The 16,316-nt window shown below is 37.0% G+C and carries 15 protein-coding genes; 9 read left to right on the plus strand and 6 right to left on the minus strand.

What is annotated here, in order from left to right; all coding sequences use genetic code 11:
* Positions 1–41: 41 nt before the first annotated feature.
* Both J2786_RS16615 and J2786_RS16620 read right to left on the minus strand, forming a co-directional pair.
* On the minus strand, positions 42–797 hold the full coding sequence (locus J2786_RS16615) for a DUF5995 family protein (RefSeq protein ID WP_047427549.1): 756 nt from the start codon (positions 795–797) through the stop codon (positions 42–44).
* 73 nt (positions 798–870) lie between these two features.
* Positions 871–1,125 carry a hypothetical protein gene (locus J2786_RS16620; protein WP_185097522.1) on the minus strand — a complete coding sequence of 85 codons (255 nt, stop codon included), beginning with the start codon at positions 1,123–1,125 and terminating at the stop codon, positions 871–873.
* Positions 1,126–1,387: 262 nt separating this feature from the next.
* On the opposite strand from J2786_RS16620, the gene J2786_RS23100 reads away from it, so the two are divergent.
* On the plus strand, positions 1,388–1,555 hold the full coding sequence (locus J2786_RS23100) for a bacteriocin-like protein (protein WP_156121331.1): 168 nt from the start codon (positions 1,388–1,390) through the stop codon (positions 1,553–1,555).
* Between the two features lie 34 nt (positions 1,556–1,589).
* Here the strand turns inward: J2786_RS23100 and J2786_RS16625 are convergent, their stop codons facing one another.
* The 3 genes from J2786_RS16625 to J2786_RS16635 all read right to left on the minus strand — a co-directional run bounded on the left by J2786_RS16625 (position 1,590) and on the right by J2786_RS16635 (position 3,936).
* Positions 1,590–2,060 carry a YciI family protein gene (locus J2786_RS16625; RefSeq protein WP_047427555.1) on the minus strand — a complete coding sequence of 157 codons (471 nt, stop codon included), beginning with the start codon at positions 2,058–2,060 and terminating at the stop codon, positions 1,590–1,592.
* A 125-nt stretch (positions 2,061–2,185) separates the two neighbouring features.
* Positions 2,186–3,364 carry a nicotinate phosphoribosyltransferase gene (gene pncB, locus J2786_RS16630; protein ID WP_047427558.1) on the minus strand — a complete coding sequence of 393 codons (1,179 nt, stop codon included), beginning with the start codon at positions 3,362–3,364 and terminating at the stop codon, positions 2,186–2,188.
* A 95-nt stretch (positions 3,365–3,459) separates the two neighbouring features.
* Entirely contained in the window at positions 3,460–3,936 is a 477-nt protein-coding gene (locus tag J2786_RS16635; protein ID WP_047427561.1) for a Dps family protein, read from the minus strand.
* Positions 3,937–4,381: 445 nt separating this feature from the next.
* On the opposite strand from J2786_RS16635, the gene rpsL reads away from it, so the two are divergent.
* From rpsL to J2786_RS16675, 8 genes are all read left to right on the plus strand, one after another.
* Positions 4,382–4,795 carry a 30S ribosomal protein S12 gene (rpsL, locus tag J2786_RS16640; RefSeq protein ID WP_002983146.1) on the plus strand — a complete coding sequence of 138 codons (414 nt, stop codon included), beginning with the start codon at positions 4,382–4,384 and terminating at the stop codon, positions 4,793–4,795.
* A gap of 23 nt (positions 4,796–4,818) precedes the next feature.
* Positions 4,819–5,295, plus strand: coding sequence for a 30S ribosomal protein S7 (rpsG, locus tag J2786_RS16645; protein ID WP_034694654.1), 477 nt, complete (start codon positions 4,819–4,821; stop codon positions 5,293–5,295).
* A gap of 6 nt (positions 5,296–5,301) precedes the next feature.
* Entirely contained in the window at positions 5,302–7,419 is a 2,118-nt protein-coding gene (fusA, locus tag J2786_RS16650; protein WP_047427565.1) for an elongation factor G, read from the plus strand.
* A 16-nt stretch (positions 7,420–7,435) separates the two neighbouring features.
* Positions 7,436–7,741 (plus strand): 30S ribosomal protein S10, encoded by a 306-nt coding sequence (rpsJ, locus tag J2786_RS16655; protein WP_002661363.1) that lies wholly within the window; start codon positions 7,436–7,438, stop codon positions 7,739–7,741.
* Between the two features lie 324 nt (positions 7,742–8,065).
* Positions 8,066–10,237: a TonB-dependent siderophore receptor gene (locus J2786_RS16660; RefSeq protein WP_047427567.1), complete on the plus strand. Its 2,172-nt coding sequence runs from the start codon at positions 8,066–8,068 to the stop codon at positions 10,235–10,237.
* Between the two features lie 12 nt (positions 10,238–10,249).
* On the plus strand, positions 10,250–10,537 hold the full coding sequence (locus J2786_RS16665; protein ID WP_047427570.1) for a hypothetical protein: 288 nt from the start codon (positions 10,250–10,252) through the stop codon (positions 10,535–10,537).
* A 128-nt stretch (positions 10,538–10,665) separates the two neighbouring features.
* Positions 10,666–11,169, plus strand: coding sequence for a low affinity iron permease family protein (locus J2786_RS16670; RefSeq protein ID WP_374709952.1), 504 nt, complete (start codon positions 10,666–10,668; stop codon positions 11,167–11,169).
* Positions 11,170–11,315: 146 nt separating this feature from the next.
* Positions 11,316–13,520 carry a zinc-dependent metalloprotease gene (locus J2786_RS16675; RefSeq protein ID WP_082001906.1) on the plus strand — a complete coding sequence of 735 codons (2,205 nt, stop codon included), beginning with the start codon at positions 11,316–11,318 and terminating at the stop codon, positions 13,518–13,520.
* Positions 13,521–13,578: 58 nt separating this feature from the next.
* Here the strand turns inward: J2786_RS16675 and J2786_RS16680 are convergent, their stop codons facing one another.
* On the minus strand, positions 13,579–16,299 hold the full coding sequence (locus J2786_RS16680; RefSeq protein ID WP_310025954.1) for a hypothetical protein: 2,721 nt from the start codon (positions 16,297–16,299) through the stop codon (positions 13,579–13,581).
* Positions 16,300–16,316 lie beyond the last annotated feature (17 nt).

A 16,316-nucleotide genomic window follows, 5' to 3' on the forward strand; every position in this document is an offset into this window, starting at 1 on the left:
CATTATGAGGTCGGGATCCGTGAGGAAGATCCCGACCTTTTTTATGCGTTTTTTGTAGCTTCTAAAACCTCAATATTCTTTGCTACATCACTGCTTTCACATTTTTTAAGTTCCTTTAAAAGAGCAGGAGTAAGGATCTTAGGATTCAGAATTTGAGTGGCCACTTTAGCGGCTGCGTAATCTATAATACCGATCACAGATTCTCTTAAGAAATTGGGAGTGTTGGATGCAATGACTGCCGTTGCCCATGAAGTATCTCTCGCTTTGGAAATAGCAAAATCCAATACAACATTATCTTTTCCGTTGGAGAGTTTGTCAACAAGATCCACAGGATAACAGATTTTGTTTAAAGAATCCTGTACGTTCTGATTAATGGAAGCGATAACATTATTAATATTTTCAAAATCTTTTTTCAAAGGATTGATCTTCCGGTAAGGCATGATTGAAGCTGCAGAAACACCAAGGTCAAGATTGATGTGTGCATTCATCCCAAGGAATATATGCTGCAGTATCAGTAAGTTTTTATTTTTAGTGGCTTCAAAGGCTATAAACCACGAGTTGGTACATTTCTCTCCTTTGCTGTAGCTTTCCCATGCCTGAAGATATCTTTGTGCAAAAGCGAGATCAAGCGAAGTCATTCTTGAATTATCTTCAAATTTTTTCTGTTGAATACCTTTCAGAACCTGTGCCGTCATAATTCTGTAGGTACATGCAAAATATCCTGCCGGACTTTGATTTTCTTTACACCAGATAATGATTTCATCCAGTTTTTTCAGAACTTCTTCAATAGTTTTCATGATGGTTTTTTGTTGATTTAAAGATACTAAAAAAGTGAGCCGGAAAGCTCACTTAATATATTGTTCATTCAGATTATGGGGTGATAATCATCGGATCGGTGATGATAATTGGATCAGGAAAAGGTTCCAGAATCAAGGGTTTGCACATTGCTGCCGGTTGGCAGGTTCCTCCCATGCATATAAAGTTGGTCATTGTGGTGGTGCCATCAGGACATCTGATCATGCCTTCACCGTGACATCCTCCGGGGCATTCTGCCGGATAAAGAGTTCCCCCGAGTACATCTTTCAACTCAGTTCTCGTAAGTTTTGTAAAATTAATTTTTTTCATGAGATTCATTTTAATTAGTTTGGTTGTGTTTAACTTGCTTACAATGAGTAATATAAGTCAAGCAGTTTAATTGCTAAAATAATTAAATTAATTCATCGAAACAAGATGTATTGATTGAAATTTTTATATTATTTATTGATAATAGTTTGAAATGTAATGAATTAAAAAATAAATTGTATATTTATTTCCACGTAAAGAGAAATAATAAAAGAGGAATCCGAAAATCTTAAAGAGTAGGAAATCAAATTAAACTAAATTAATCATGAAAAATTTAAAAAGCTTAAACAGAAAAGAGTTAAAGACTGTTTTAGGTGGCGCGGCGTTAGCTTGTGAGGCACCTGTTGATGGAGGTTGTCCGGCAGGATACATATTCTGCAGCAATCCTTATTGCTGTTATCCCCCAAGAAAACCGTATATCTGTTTTGATTAATAAAAAATCCCTCAATTGAGGGATTTCTTGTGTATTAAGGATTTTCTTTTGAGATCTCATCATGATGCTTTAGATACAAAGGCAGCGCTGCAGAACCATACCATGGGAAAATTTCATAACTGAAAACGCCAGCCTGAACGGCAGGATCTGTTTTTACCCATTGTTCTGCTTCTTCTTTAGACTTGGTGTTGAAAATAAACATGCCACGGTAGTTTTCCTTATTCTTTTCAAGGAAAGGTCCGGCAACAACAATTTTGCCTTCATTGGCCAGTTTACCGATATTGGTCATGTGTCCTTTCATAAGTTCACCCATTTTGGCTTTATCTTCAATCTTTGTAGAACCAGTTGTCAGCATAACAATCGTATAAGGTTTCATTCCATATTTGTCAGCTCCTAAAGAAGTGGCCAGTTCCTGATTGTATTTAGGTTTTTCTGCTTTCTTTTCCTGAGCAAAGGAAAATGCTGAGAGAAGAAGGCATGCAACGAGTAATGTTCCTGATTTCATCTTGTTTTATTTTGATAAATATAATAAAACCTTACAGATATTTGAAAACCGGATTTCAAATGATGAGATGAAACAAAAAACCTCGATGACTTCGAGGTTTATATATAATTGTTCTGATGAGGTTACTAATCTTTAATTCTTAAAAATTCTTTCGCCAGTTCGATCATCTTTGGATCTCCGGTATATTTACCATGCTCATCAGAAAGTTTTACCGTAGGAATCCACTCTTTATTGGGAGCCTGTACGCCGATGAGTTTCATCACGATATTCATTGGTTTCAAGCCTACATCATTCGTAAGATTCGTTCCGATTCCGAATGATATCCCAATTTTCCCTCTGCAGTAATTGGTGATTTCCTCTACTTTTTCAAGATTTAAAGCATCGGAAAAAATAATATACTTAAACATTGGGTTAATCCCGTTTCTTTGATAGTGGGCAATAGTTTTATCTGCAAATTCCAAAGCATCTCCACTGTCATGACGAACCCCATCGAAAAGCTTTGCAAATTTTTTGTCAAACTGCTGGAAGAAAACATCTGTGGTGTAAGTATCGGACAAAGCCACTCCAAGATCACCTCTGTAGACATCTACCCAGTGTTCCAGTGCCATTTCATTGGCCATTTTGAAACCGTATTCGGCGGCATGGAACATAAACCATTCATGAGCATGCGTTCCGATTGGTTTTACACCGTACTTCATTGCAAAATGAACATTTGAACTTCCGATAAAAGTAGAGTCTTTTTTCTGAGTTAAAGCTTCCATTACCAGATTCTGTACCTTATAAGAATGTCTTCTTCTGGTCCCGAATTCGGCAAACGTTACTCCAAGTCTACCTAGTGAATCTGCCTTTTCTATTGTTTTGCTCATCACCACTTCGTTGGAATCTCTTTCCATGTGGTTCATTTCATAATGCAGTTCGCTGATTAATGCAAGCAGCGGGACCTCCCAAAGAATCGTTCTGTACCAAAGTCCTTCCACAGTTACGGAAAGGTCACCTCCTTCCTGATGGATTTTTACTTCAGACGGATCGTAATGATATCCCTCTAAGAAATCAAGATAGGGCAGATCTATATAAGGACATGTTCTTGCCATGAACTTTTTTTCATCTTTCGTAAGTTTAAGTTCGGCCATTTTATTTACGGCTTCCCTTAAAGCAGCGTCAAACCCTTCCGGAAAGTGGTGTTTTCCCCTGTTGATAAATTCATATTTTACAATAGAACTAGGGAATAGCTTTACCACAGCATTCTGCATGGTTATTTTATAGAAATCATTATCGAGGATAGAGTTTAATCTTACGTCGTTCATAATATGTGTAATTTTAACGCAAATATAAAAATAAAAAATAAAATCGCCTAAATGTAAGGCGATTTTTTTGAAATATTTCCATGCTTTTGATGGAGTTATTTTCCAAGATACGAATTGTACATCCAAACTTCTTTCTCCTGCTCGGTAATATAGTCGCTCATTTGCGAATTGGTACCTTCATCTCCTGCTTCATCTGTAATATCCAAAAGTTCTCTCTGCAGATCAATCACTACCTTGAATGAACTTAGAATCTGTTCAACACTTTTAGTACCGTCAGTTACTTCTTTGCTTTCTTTAATGGTGGCTACCTTTAAGTAATCTGAATAATTATGTGCAGGCGTAGCTCCTAATGTGAGGATTCTTTCTGCAATTTCATCAATCTTTAATACGAGGCTGTTGTATAATTCCTCAAACTTTGGATGAAGCGTAAAGAACTGATCACCTTTAATATTCCAGTGAGAACCTCTTGTGTTCTGATAGAATACAGAATAGTTGGCTAACAGTACATTTAATTTTTCTGAAATGTTTTTACAGTCGGCTTCTTTAAGGCCAATAATACTAGCGTTTTTCATATGTATATATTTATTTTTAAAATGAGATGCAATCACCGCTCCAGTTCAGCAGAGTATGAAACTTTTTTACGATGACTGATGTGTTTATCATTTGTATATCCCAAATTTACGAAATATCGTGCCGAACTCTAAGGATTATTAATAGATGATAACTATACGAAAGTTTTTTAAAATAGTTTGGATATATCGGATAAGAGACCGTCGATTTTTAACAAAAGGAATTTTTACCGTTTGTGTTAAATTTCATAAATATTTAATCTTCAATTTTTAAGCAGCAGAATCTATTTCTATTTGTCACTTTTCCGCATGTATATTATGGTTAGGTTATGATACTTAGGAAAAGCGTTTGATTTCAGATGTAAGTATTTGATTTTAATTTTTATATAAGTGTTTGCAGATTAAAAAAATATTACTATTTTTGCACCCTAAAATAAAAAGCAATTAAATGCCTACTATTCAACAATTAGTAAGAAAAGGAAGAGCCACGCTTGCCAAGAAGAGCAAATCGGCTGCCCTTGATTCTTGTCCACAAAGACGTGGTGTATGTACGAGAGTATATACAACTACACCTAAGAAACCTAACTCTGCACTTAGAAAAGTAGCAAGGGTAAGACTTTCTAACGGTAAAGAAGTTAATGCCTATATCCCGGGCGAAGGACATAATCTTCAAGAGCACTCGATAGTATTGGTTAGAGGCGGAAGGGTGAAAGACCTACCGGGAGTACGTTACCACATCGTAAGAGGTGCATTAGACACAGCTGGTGTAAATGGAAGAACTCAGAGAAGATCTAAGTACGGAGCTAAGAGACCTAAACCAGGACAAGCAGCTGCTGCTCCTGCAAAAGGAAAGAAAAAATAATCATTAAATAAGGTACAAAAGCAATGAGAAAGACAAAAGCGAAAAAAAGACCGTTGTTACCAGATCCGAAATTTAATGATCAATTGGTAACGAGATTCGTAAACAACTTAATGCTTGACGGTAAGAAGTCAATCGCATTCAAAATTTTCTATGATGCATTAGAGATCGTAGAAACTAAAAAAGGAGATAACGAAAAAACTGCACTTGAAATCTGGAAAGATGCACTTACAAATGTAATGCCTCACGTAGAAGTACGTTCTAGAAGAGTAGGTGGAGCTAACTTCCAAATCCCTATGCCAATCAGAGCTGACAGAAAAATTTCTATGGCAATGAAATGGTTAATCAAATATTCTAAAGCTAGAAATGATAAGTCTATGGCTTTGAAATTAGCTAACGAAGTTGTAGCTGCTTCAAGAGAAGAAGGTGCAGCTTTCAAAAAGAAATCTGATACTCACAAAATGGCGGAAGCTAACAAGGCTTTCTCACACTTCAAATTCTAATCTGAAATGGGAAGAGATCTTAAATTTACAAGAAATATTGGTATCGCTGCTCACATTGATGCAGGTAAAACTACCACTACAGAAAGGATTTTATTCTATACAGGGGTAAACCACAAAATTGGAGAAGTTCACGATGGTGCTTCTACAATGGACTGGATGGAGCAGGAAGCAGAAAGAGGTATTACTATTACTTCTGCTGCAACTACTTGTTCTTGGAACTTTCCAACAGATCAAGGAAAACCTGTTGCTGATACTAAGCCTTACCACTTCAACATTATCGATACACCGGGACACGTTGACTTCACTGTAGAAGTAAACAGATCTTTAAGAGTATTGGATGGATTGGTATTCTTATTCTCTGCAGTAGATGGAGTAGAGCCTCAGTCTGAAACAAACTGGAGACTTGCTGACAACTACAAAGTTGCGAGAATGGGATTCGTAAACAAAATGGACAGACAAGGTGCTGACTTCCTTAACGTGGTAAACCAGGTTAAAGAAATGTTAGGATCTAACGCAGTTCCAATCGTTTTACCAATCGGTGCTGAAGAAGATTTCAAAGGTGTTGTTGACTTAATTAAAAACAGAGCGATCATCTGGGATGAAGCAGGACAAGGAGCTACTTTCGAAGTAGTGCCAATTCCTGAAGATATGAAAGATGAAGTTCTTGAATATAGAGAGAAACTAGTAGAAGCTGTTTCTGAATATGACGAAACTTTGATGGAGAAATTCTTCGAAGATCCGGATTCAATTACAGAAGAAGAAATCAATGCTGCATTGAGAGCTGCTACTATCGATTTATCTATTATCCCAATGACTTGTGGTTCTTCATTCAAGAATAAAGGAGTACAGTTTATGTTGGATGCAGTATGTAAATACCTTCCTTCTCCATTGGATAAAGATGATATCAAAGGTACTGATCCAAGAACAGACGCTGAAATCACAAGAAAACCATCTGTAGACGAGCCTTTCTCTGCATTAGCATTTAAGATTGCTACTGACCCGTTCGTGGGAAGACTAGCATTCTTCAGAGCTTACTCTGGAAGACTGGATGCAGGTTCTTATATCTTGAACACTCGTTCAGGTGATAAAGAAAGAATCTCCAGAATCTATCAGATGCACGCTAATAAGCAAAATCCGGTAGAATATATTGAAGCTGGAGATATCGGTGCAGCAGTTGGATTCAAGTCTATCAAAACTGGTGATACGATGTGTGATGAGAAAAACCCGATCATTCTTGAATCTATGGTTTTCCCTGATCCGGTAATTGGTATCGCTGTTGAGCCTAAAACTAAAGCTGACCAGGATAAAATGGGTAACGCTTTAGCTAAATTGGCTGAAGAAGATCCTACGTTTACTGTTAGAACTGACGAAGCTTCTGGACAAACGATTATCTCTGGTATGGGTGAGCTTCACTTAGATATCATTGTTGACCGTATGAAGAGAGAGTTCAAAGTTGAAGTAAACCAAGGACAACCTCAGGTAGAGTACAAAGAAAACTTAACAAAAGTTGCTCAACACAGAGAAGTTTACAAAAAACAATCTGGTGGTAAAGGTAAATTTGCTGACATTGTATTTGAACTAGGACCTGCAGACGAAGGTAAAATTGGTTTAGAATTCATCAATGAGATCAAAGGTGGTAACGTTCCTAGAGAATTTGTTCCTGCAATTGAAAAAGGCTTTAAAGCTGCAATGAAGAACGGTCCTTTGGCTGGTTTCGAAGTTGAAGGTATTAAAGTTATTCTTAAAGACGGATCTTTCCACGCGGTGGATTCTGATGCTCTTTCATTTGAAATGGCTGCTAAATTAGGATTTAAAGAAGCGGGACGTGCTGCTAAGCCAGTAATCATGGAGCCTATTATGAAACTGGAAGTTGTAACTCCGGAAGAATACATGGGTAACATCATTGGTGACCTTAACAAAAGAAGAGGTACTATCAGTGGGCAGGAAGAGAAAAACGGAGCTGTTGTAATCAAAGGTTCTGTTCCACTTTCTGAAATGTTTGGATATGTAACTACTCTAAGAACACTTTCATCAGGAAGAGCTACTTCTTCTATGGAATTAGAGAAGTACCAAGCTACTCCACAAAACGTTGCTGAAGAAATCATAGCTAAAGCAAAAGGTTAATTTTTAAATTAAAGAAATGTCACAAAGAATCAGAATAAAACTAAAATCTTACGATTACAACTTGGTAGACAAGTCTGCTGAGAAAATCGTAAAAACGGTAAAGGCTACTGGTGCTGTTGTAAACGGTCCAATTCCATTGCCAACGAATAAGAGAATCTTCACAGTGTTGAGATCTCCGCACGTAAACAAGAAAGCAAGAGAGCAATTCCAACTTTCAGCTCACAAGAGACTAATGGATATCTACTCTTCTTCTTCTAAGACTGTTGATGCTCTAATGAAATTAGAACTTCCTTCAGGTGTAGACGTTGAAATTAAAGTGTGATAAATGCATACTTTGCAATGATTATACAAACCGTTCCTTTTTAAGGGACGGTTTTTTATAACTATGGTTTTTAAAATTAAATCAATAGAAAAAGCCGGTTTGTACTTTATCAAATCGGCTTTTTTTTGTATTGTACTTTCTGTAATGATAAAAAGTCTTCATGGGTTTTGTCTTAATAATACACATGATCCATTCGGGGATCTTAAAGAGTCTGTGGACTAGGTTAATAATCTGATATTAGTAGCGCTTTTCGTGGTGACATATGTCACATCTGTTTATTTATTTAGAATTAATAAAAATAATAATTTTGCCAAAAATTATCAGATGAATAAAGTAGTATCCTTTTCTCTGCTTGTATTGGGTGGGGTTTTTGTAAATGCACAGAAAGCTAACGATTCTATCAAGAAGTCGAAAGAAATTGATGAAGTAGAATTATTCGGTGAAAGAAAAAAGCAGCCGCAGGGTTTGGAAGCAATCACAAGATTGCCTTTAAAAACCAGAGACCAGATTCAGAGTATTTCCGTGATCTCTCATAAAGTAATTGAAGACCTTGGAGGGCTGACGGTTACTGATGTAGCAAAGAATGTTCCGGGAGTAACTCAGTTCGGCAGCTATGGAGGGACCAGAGAAAGTATGTCTATAAGAGGATACAGAGGAGTACCCGTTTTAAAAAATGGAGTTCAGATGGATTCTGATTTCCGTACTGCAGGAATGCTTACCGATATGCAGGGAATAGAAAGTATTCAGATAATTAAAGGCTCTGCTGCCGTTACACAAGGAATAGGAGATGGTTTAGGCTCTGCAGGTGGTGTGATAAATGTGGTAACTAAAGTACCTAAATTTATCAACCAGACTAGTGTAGGTTTCAGATATGGAAGCTGGGATTTCTATAGACCAACAGTCGATTTTCAGAGAGTGTTAGATTCTCAGGGGAAAGTTGCTGTGAGATTAAATGCTGCCTACCAAAACAATAATAGCTTCAGAAGATTTATTAATACAGAACGTATTTACGTAAATCCATCTATTGCCATTCGTCCGGATGATAAAACGGAAATTGTAGTGGAAATGGATTATATGCATAACAATACAACGCCGGACAGAGGAACTGTAAACCTTGCCAAAGGAGATACAGAAGCAATATACAAAATGCCGGGAAGAAAATTCCTTGGATTTTCTACAGATAATGCAAAGACTGAAACATTCAACTTTTCAACTACTGTTACAAGAAAGCTGACTGAAAAACTGAAGGTAAGAGCTGCCTATATGAGCTCATCTTATCAGACTGAAATTGTGGGAGCAGCCCTGGCACCTGTAAAGAGAGATAATCCGACAGAATTCCGTAACAGAACATTGACAAGATCTGAGCGAGAAGATTTAAACAAAGTATTTCAATTTGATTTCATCGGTGCTGATGTAATGACAGGATTCATGAAACATACTTTCCAGGTAGGTTTTGACTGGAAAGAATCTAACGTTACAACAACTTCATATAAAGCTAAAGATGTTGACCAGATCAATGTTCTGAATGAAATCAACAATATCCTGCCTGCTGGAGTTAATATAGACTTATCAACAGCCAATGCAATCAATACGGTAGCACCTACTATGGGATTAATGGCACAGGATGTTATTACGTTCAATAAATATGTAAAAGCTCATTTAGGAGTTCGTTATAGCCGACTAATTGGTTCAGATAAAGAAAAAGACTACGCATGGAACCCTTCATTGGGAATTATGATTTCTCCGATTGAGAATATGAACATCTTTGGTTCTTACACAAGTACTACAGCGTTGAGAAGTTCCAATAATGTATTGTTCACCGGTGGAACAGTAGGAGCTTCTACTACCAAACAATGGGAGGCCGGAATTAAGTCCGACTGGCTGAATGAAAGATTAAGATTTAATATAACCGTTTTTGATATCAATACGGATAATTTATCATACGAACTTCTTGATGGTGGAAATCCTACAGGGAAATACGCACTTGCAGGTAACCTAAAAAGGCAAGGTGTAGAAGTGGAGTTGATAGGTAAAATTCTTCCCAACCTACAGGTGATGACCGGATGGGCGTATGTAGATGCACAGTATAAAGATAGTCCTTCATTCGTGAATGGTTCAGCGCCTATTAATACTCCTAAACATTCTGCTAATGCGTGGTTGAATTATAAGTTCGATAAGGGGATTCTTACAGGTCTTGACGTAGGAGCCGGAATTTATTTTGTAGGAGAAAGACCTGTAGATGATTACAAACAAAAATATACCAATACGGAAAACGGCCATGTGAACGGAACCCAGCCAGGCGAAAAACCCTTCTTTATGCCACAGTATACTACGGTAGATGCACAAATAGGATATTCTTTCAAAAATGGATTAGGATTAAGAGGGTTCTTCAATAATATTTTTGATTCTGTAGGATATAACTCCTATTTCAGAGGAGGATATATCGATCAGATTCAGCCTAGAAACTTTGCTGTACAGGTAAACTATAAATTCTAAATCAAAAAATATATGAAAATTACCAGAACAGTATTTTTACTATTGATTGCCGCAGCAGGTTTAGCTTCATGTTCCGAAGAACATTTGTCTGAAGAAGAACTGAAAACAGCAAGGGAAAATATTGAAAAACATTATAAAAATCCTACAAGTATGTATTCCTGGGGTAACATTTCACCCTGGAAGGAACATTGGAATAATACATCTTATCCAAAAGTTTTTTCACCTCCTCAAATCGGAAAAAGTATCATAGGAGAAGAAAAGCAAAACCTGGAATACCGCTTCTCAGGAAAAGACAGATAACATAGTAACAATCATTCATATCAATTTTAATTAGAAAACATTAAGACAGAACTTCTGTTTTAATGTTTTTTTTTGCCAGTGGCATTCCTGATTGCTGTTAATTTTATACATTTAATCAATCATATAAAATGACGGTCATGGGAAAAAAGAACCATAGCTTTTTTGAAAAATTTTCAAACTGGGCTGTAAAATTTACAGGAAGTCCCTATGCTTTTATGGGAGCTTTTATTATTGTAGTAATATGGGCGGTAACCGGACCTTTTTTTAATTATTCTGAAACCTGGCAACTGGTGATCAATACCGGAACTACAATCATTACTTTTCTGATGGTATTCCTGATTCAGAAAGCCCAGAACAAAGACTCCAAAGCAATACAGATTAAACTGAATGAGCTTATTGCAGCTCACGAAAAAGCAAGCAATCGTATTGTGGATATTGAAGATCTTACGGAAGAAGAACTTGACCAGCTTCATGTTTATTATGAAAAACTGGGCCATCTCGCCAAAAAGGATGCAGATATTCATACTTCCCATTCTATTGATGCTGCAGAAAGAAACCATGATTACAAATTTGAATTCTTTAAAAGAAAACATGAAGAATGGATGCAGAAAAAAGAACAAAAAAAGGATTGATTAATAATTTTTCATAATATTTTAAATATTATGTTTTTTTTTATAATAGACGATGGAAGTTTTAGGTATTTTGGGTGGTTTTTTGATTTTTAATCTTGTTTTTAGTATTTTTTTTGATAAATATCTACATTTATTGAAAAAAAAATATGAAAATAAAATTATTTTGCTTGCCGGTATTTCTATTATCAATATCAGCAAATGCCCAGTGGAGCAGAGGGATGCCCCAACAGAAAATTATAAAAAAGAGTGATCATTCTGTTTACTACCGGCTTGATATTGATCAGATAAGAACACAGCTGCTAAGAGCTCCTAAAATGGGTGAAGGCTCTCCCATTACCATCAATATACCTACTCTCGACGGAAAAATTGAGAAATTTACAGTCAGCAGTTTTCCGGTAATGGATGAAACTCTGGCTAATAAGTACCAGCTGGGTTCCTATGTTGGGATCGGAGTGGATGATCCAACCAAATATATTAGGTTCAGTATTGCTCCTAATGATTTTCAGTCTATGATCATAGGTGCCGACGGTCAATATGAATTTATAGAACCGGCAACATCTGATAAGTCCTATTATTCCGTACATGGAAAAACTAATAAAAACGGACAAGCATTTACATGTTCTACAAAGGAAGATAAAGAATCTGTTGCTAATCTTCAAAAAATGAAAAACGCAGGTATTGCAGCAAAATCTGGTAATAAAACTTTTCATAACTTAAAGTTAGCTATGTCAGTGACAGGTGAATACACTTCCTATTTTGGAGGTGTTTCTGGTGCGCTTACTCAGATTAATGCCACTTTATCAAGGGTAAATGGGGTATTTGAAAAGGAATTTAATGTTCATGTCAGTGCAATCAATGCTCCAGGCCTGATCTTTACCAATCCTGCTAATGATCCCTACAGTACATCTGACTATAAATGTAAGTGGAATTATGAGCTGATGAATGCATTGCATGGAGGAGCTTACGGTGTTACAGATACCGATTTTGATATAGGACACTTGTTCGGAGCTTCAGGTGGCGGTGGAAATGCAGGCTGCATCGGTTGTATTGGAAGTAATGATACATCTACAATTATTGATTCTTCTTGTAATAACTCGCCAACTCCGGATAACTACAAAGGAAGCGGTTATACTTCTCCTGCAGACGGTATACCACAGGGAGATAACTTCGACATAGATTATGTAGCTCATGAAATGGGACATCAATTGGGAGATAATCATACCTATAGTTTTAATGAAGGAACAGGCGTTTGTGTGGAACCAGGATCGGGATCTACCATTATGGGCTATGCCGGAATTACAGGCACTAATACAGATGTTCAGCAACATTCTGATGCCTATTTCCATAGTGTAAGCATTGACCAGGTGCAGACTAATCTTGACGCAGTAACTGTTGACGTGGAAACACCTATCACCAATAATCCACCGGTTGTAACCGCAATGAATACTATTTATACTATTCCGAAATCTACAGCATTTGTACTGACAGCATCAGCAACAGATCCGGACGGAGATGCTCTGACCTACTGCTGGGAACAGGTGAATTCAAGTAATTTGACCAATGGAGTAACCAAAACGAATATCGGAAATACAAGTTCAGGAGCAAACTTCAGATCCTGGATACCTACCGCAAGTCCTACCAGATATTTCCCTAAGCTGGAAACCGTATTGGGAGGAGCTGTAAAAAATACAGCTGATTTTGAAGCAGCAAGTACAGTAGCTAGAACTACAAACTTCCGTGTGACGGTAAGAGATAACAAACCAGGAGGACAGGCCCAGACTGCATATGCTACCCAGACTGTGGTGGTGGGATCTGCGGCCGCATTCACTGTCAATACAACATCATTAACACCTAATGCCAATTCTGCAATAGCATGGACCGTTTCCGGAACAGCAGCTTCTCCATATAATGTAGCTAATGTAAAAATTGATTATACAGAAGATGCCGGGGCAACGTGGAACGATCTGGCTGCATCAGTTCCAAATAACGGATCTGCTAATGTTTTCATCCCCGCTTCTTTAGCAGGAAAAACAATTCACCTGAGAGTTTCTGCCATTGGAAACGTTTTCTATGCTGTGAAGAAGGCTGTTGTATCAAGTTTGCTGGCAGTTTCTGAAGCTGGAAATACGAAATCTGTTAAGATTTATCCAAACCCTGCAGAAGATGTCCTGAATGTAATGAATGTTTCTTCCAATGCATCTTATGAAATTTTCAATGCTCCGGGACAGATCATTGCAAAAGGAACAATAGGAGAGGGTAAGATTAATGTAAGAACTCTCGTGAAAGGAATCTACTTTATTACCATTACCAATAAAGAAGAAAAGAGTACCACAAAGTTTGTAAAAAAATAATCCGGTTAACAATCAAAAAAAACCTCTGAGTCATCAGAGGTTTTTTTTATGGTTTGTATTATCTCATGAAATAATTGAAGTAACTACAGCTTCCCATCAGGTTTTTCGTTGTTTCAGTATCGGAATACTGAGCTTTCAACTGAGCAAAATAGGTTCTGTACTTCTGGTTTTTAATATTATCCATTTCCTTTTGGCGGGCATCTTCTTTTTCAGACCACTTCGGATCAGAATAATCAAAATCTTTAGGCGCTTTGGCTTCGTACTGGTAATATTTACCCTGCTCAGCACTTGCCATCTGGAATAGGATTCTTGCTTTTTCTTCTTTATTATTGGAAAGCTTAAGTGCCTTTTGATAATAATTGATGGACAGGTCAAAATTATCAGGTTCAATATAAGATGTATCAAGGAAGTTTTTATAATAATATTTGTAAGGATTCTTTCTGTCTGTATTCCAGAAATCATATTTACCTCCGTTGCTGTTGTCGATATCCATAACAAATAATTCGCGGTAATATCCTAAAATGGAAGTATTGTACAATAAATTTCCGATAAGCTGATTGGCTTTTGCTGCTTTTTCACCCGTACCGTTTCCGATCTTTTTTAGCTGAATCAAAGCATCTGCCAGCTCAAGTTTATCCATGCTTGTTTTAATGAAAGGGAAATCAGCATAGTTTTCTGCTTTCATACTTTCGGTATCAGGACTTCCAAAACTTTCCCATACGTTATGCCCGAATACAAGATTTGAAATATTTTTAAAACCGTTGTATTCTGCAGGAGCATATTGTTTTGGAGTGATGGTTTGGCCACTTTTTTCTGTCCACTCATAATTTTGTCTTGGAATACCTGCAAAGCTTTTTGCCTTTTCATAATAAGATTTTGCCTTTTCAAAATCGGCAAGTCTCATCGCTCTGTCTCCATAAATGGTATTGAAGAAAGCATCAATATTACCTACACTATCCATATTTTTGGCGATGATCTGCTGCTCAAACTGGGTTTTATTTGGCTTTCTGTAAAACTCTTCCACGCTTTTTACCAGACTTGAGTTCGGGTTATATTGGAGATCAGAAAGTTTATTGTTCATCAGGAACGATTTTCCGTCCTCACCCTGAAGGAAGTAACGGTTTGCAATAACATCTTTAAGGAAATCTGCAGTAGAAGGTACTTCACCATAATAATCGAAATTATCAGTAGCAGCTGTATCTTTTTCTACTTTTTTCTCTACGAAGTATTCTGCATAGTCTTTCATCAGATGATCTTCATACTCTGCATCAATTTTCGGCTGGGAAACAATATCATTCAGAACTTTCATTCTTTTGATTTCTTCCAGATATTCCGGATTGGTGGTTGTGATGTCATTCAGAATTTCAGAGCTTTGTTTATAGTATTTCTTTAAAAACTTAAGATAGGCATCTGCAATCTGCCAGTACTCATCTTTAGACTTTTCTTTTGTTTTATCTGTGAATTTTTCCAGGTCATTAAGGAAATCCTGTGTCTTCTCATCGTAATAATACCCTGTTCTGTTGTAGAATGGAATTCTGTCCGGATTGCTGAACAGCTCATCATCACTTTGGTCAGCTTTAGCACTATCACCTGTTTTATCAGATTTGGAACCTCCGAAGAGATTTTTAAAGAACCTTACAATTTTCTGCCAGAAAGAAAGCTTTTCTTCTTTCACTTCAGTTTTGGTCTGATTTGCAGATGTATCTTTTGATGTGTTATCCGATGAATTTTCTTTCGTAGTTGCTTTTTGAGCATCTGAAGTATAGTAATAAGTAGGCAGGTAGCTTCTTTCAAGTTCATTGATACTTCTGGCAGCCATTACCTTCAGAATTTCAGAATCAGGATCAATTTCATACATCTTTTCCATCATCGGAATAGGATTGTTGAAGTCCTCATATCCTAAAAGGAAATAAGCCATATTCTTTTCATCATTGGTATTGGCTCTTTTCAGAATATTGCTGAAAGAAGCGGTGTCCGAAAGTTTCATCGAAACAAATGCAGATTCCTTGCGGTCTTTGCTGTTCATGAATACCTGAAAGAAGTTCCAGTTGGCATCACTGTTCATTTCCAGTCCTCTCTGTGCTCCTGCCAGCTGATCCAGAGACATAAAGTAGACCGTTCCTTTCAATTTGATGGGCGCTACATATGTTTTGAAAGCCTGTACCGCAGAATCGTAATTTCTTGTATAATGATTCAGACGTACCAGCTGATATCCGTAACGCTGTTTGATTTCAGGATTTCTCGCCGCATTGTACAGAGAGGTTAAAGCAGCGATCGTTTTATTGTAATCAAGAGCTGTAGCATTTTTTCTGCTGGCATCCCTGTCGTAATAGAATGAGTTTTCACTTTCTATATAATTGATGCTCATAAAAGGCTCGAGATATTTGGCTTCAATCAAATAATCAATGCCTTCTTTATATTTCTGGTAAAAGCCTGTGCCCAGTTTTTGTAAAAGAGGGTTGGAAGGATTTCCGTTCTTTAAAGCATTCAGATCGTTCATGCTTACCTTATACACCAGATTCTGGGTTTCGGCATAACTGAGTTGATTGTTAAAGAACTTTTTCCATGTTTCCACATTGTCATCAGGAATCAGTGCTGAGTTATATCCTCCATAAAATCTGCTGGAGTAATTATGCAGAAAAGGAAGGTAAGTCTTATCCTTGATGATGGTTTGCGTAAAAAGGTTGAAGTAATCATAATCAGGATCTGACCACGCGCAGGCGTCAGATTGCGTATAGAAAAGTGATACAACCGCAAGTGAAAGAATGTACTTTTTCATAGGGTGTGCAGTGTTTT

Origin of the sequence: Chryseobacterium vietnamense, assembly GCF_031454475.1 — a bacterium.
GTDB classification, from domain to species: Bacteria; Bacteroidota; Bacteroidia; order Flavobacteriales; family Weeksellaceae; genus Chryseobacterium; species Chryseobacterium vietnamense.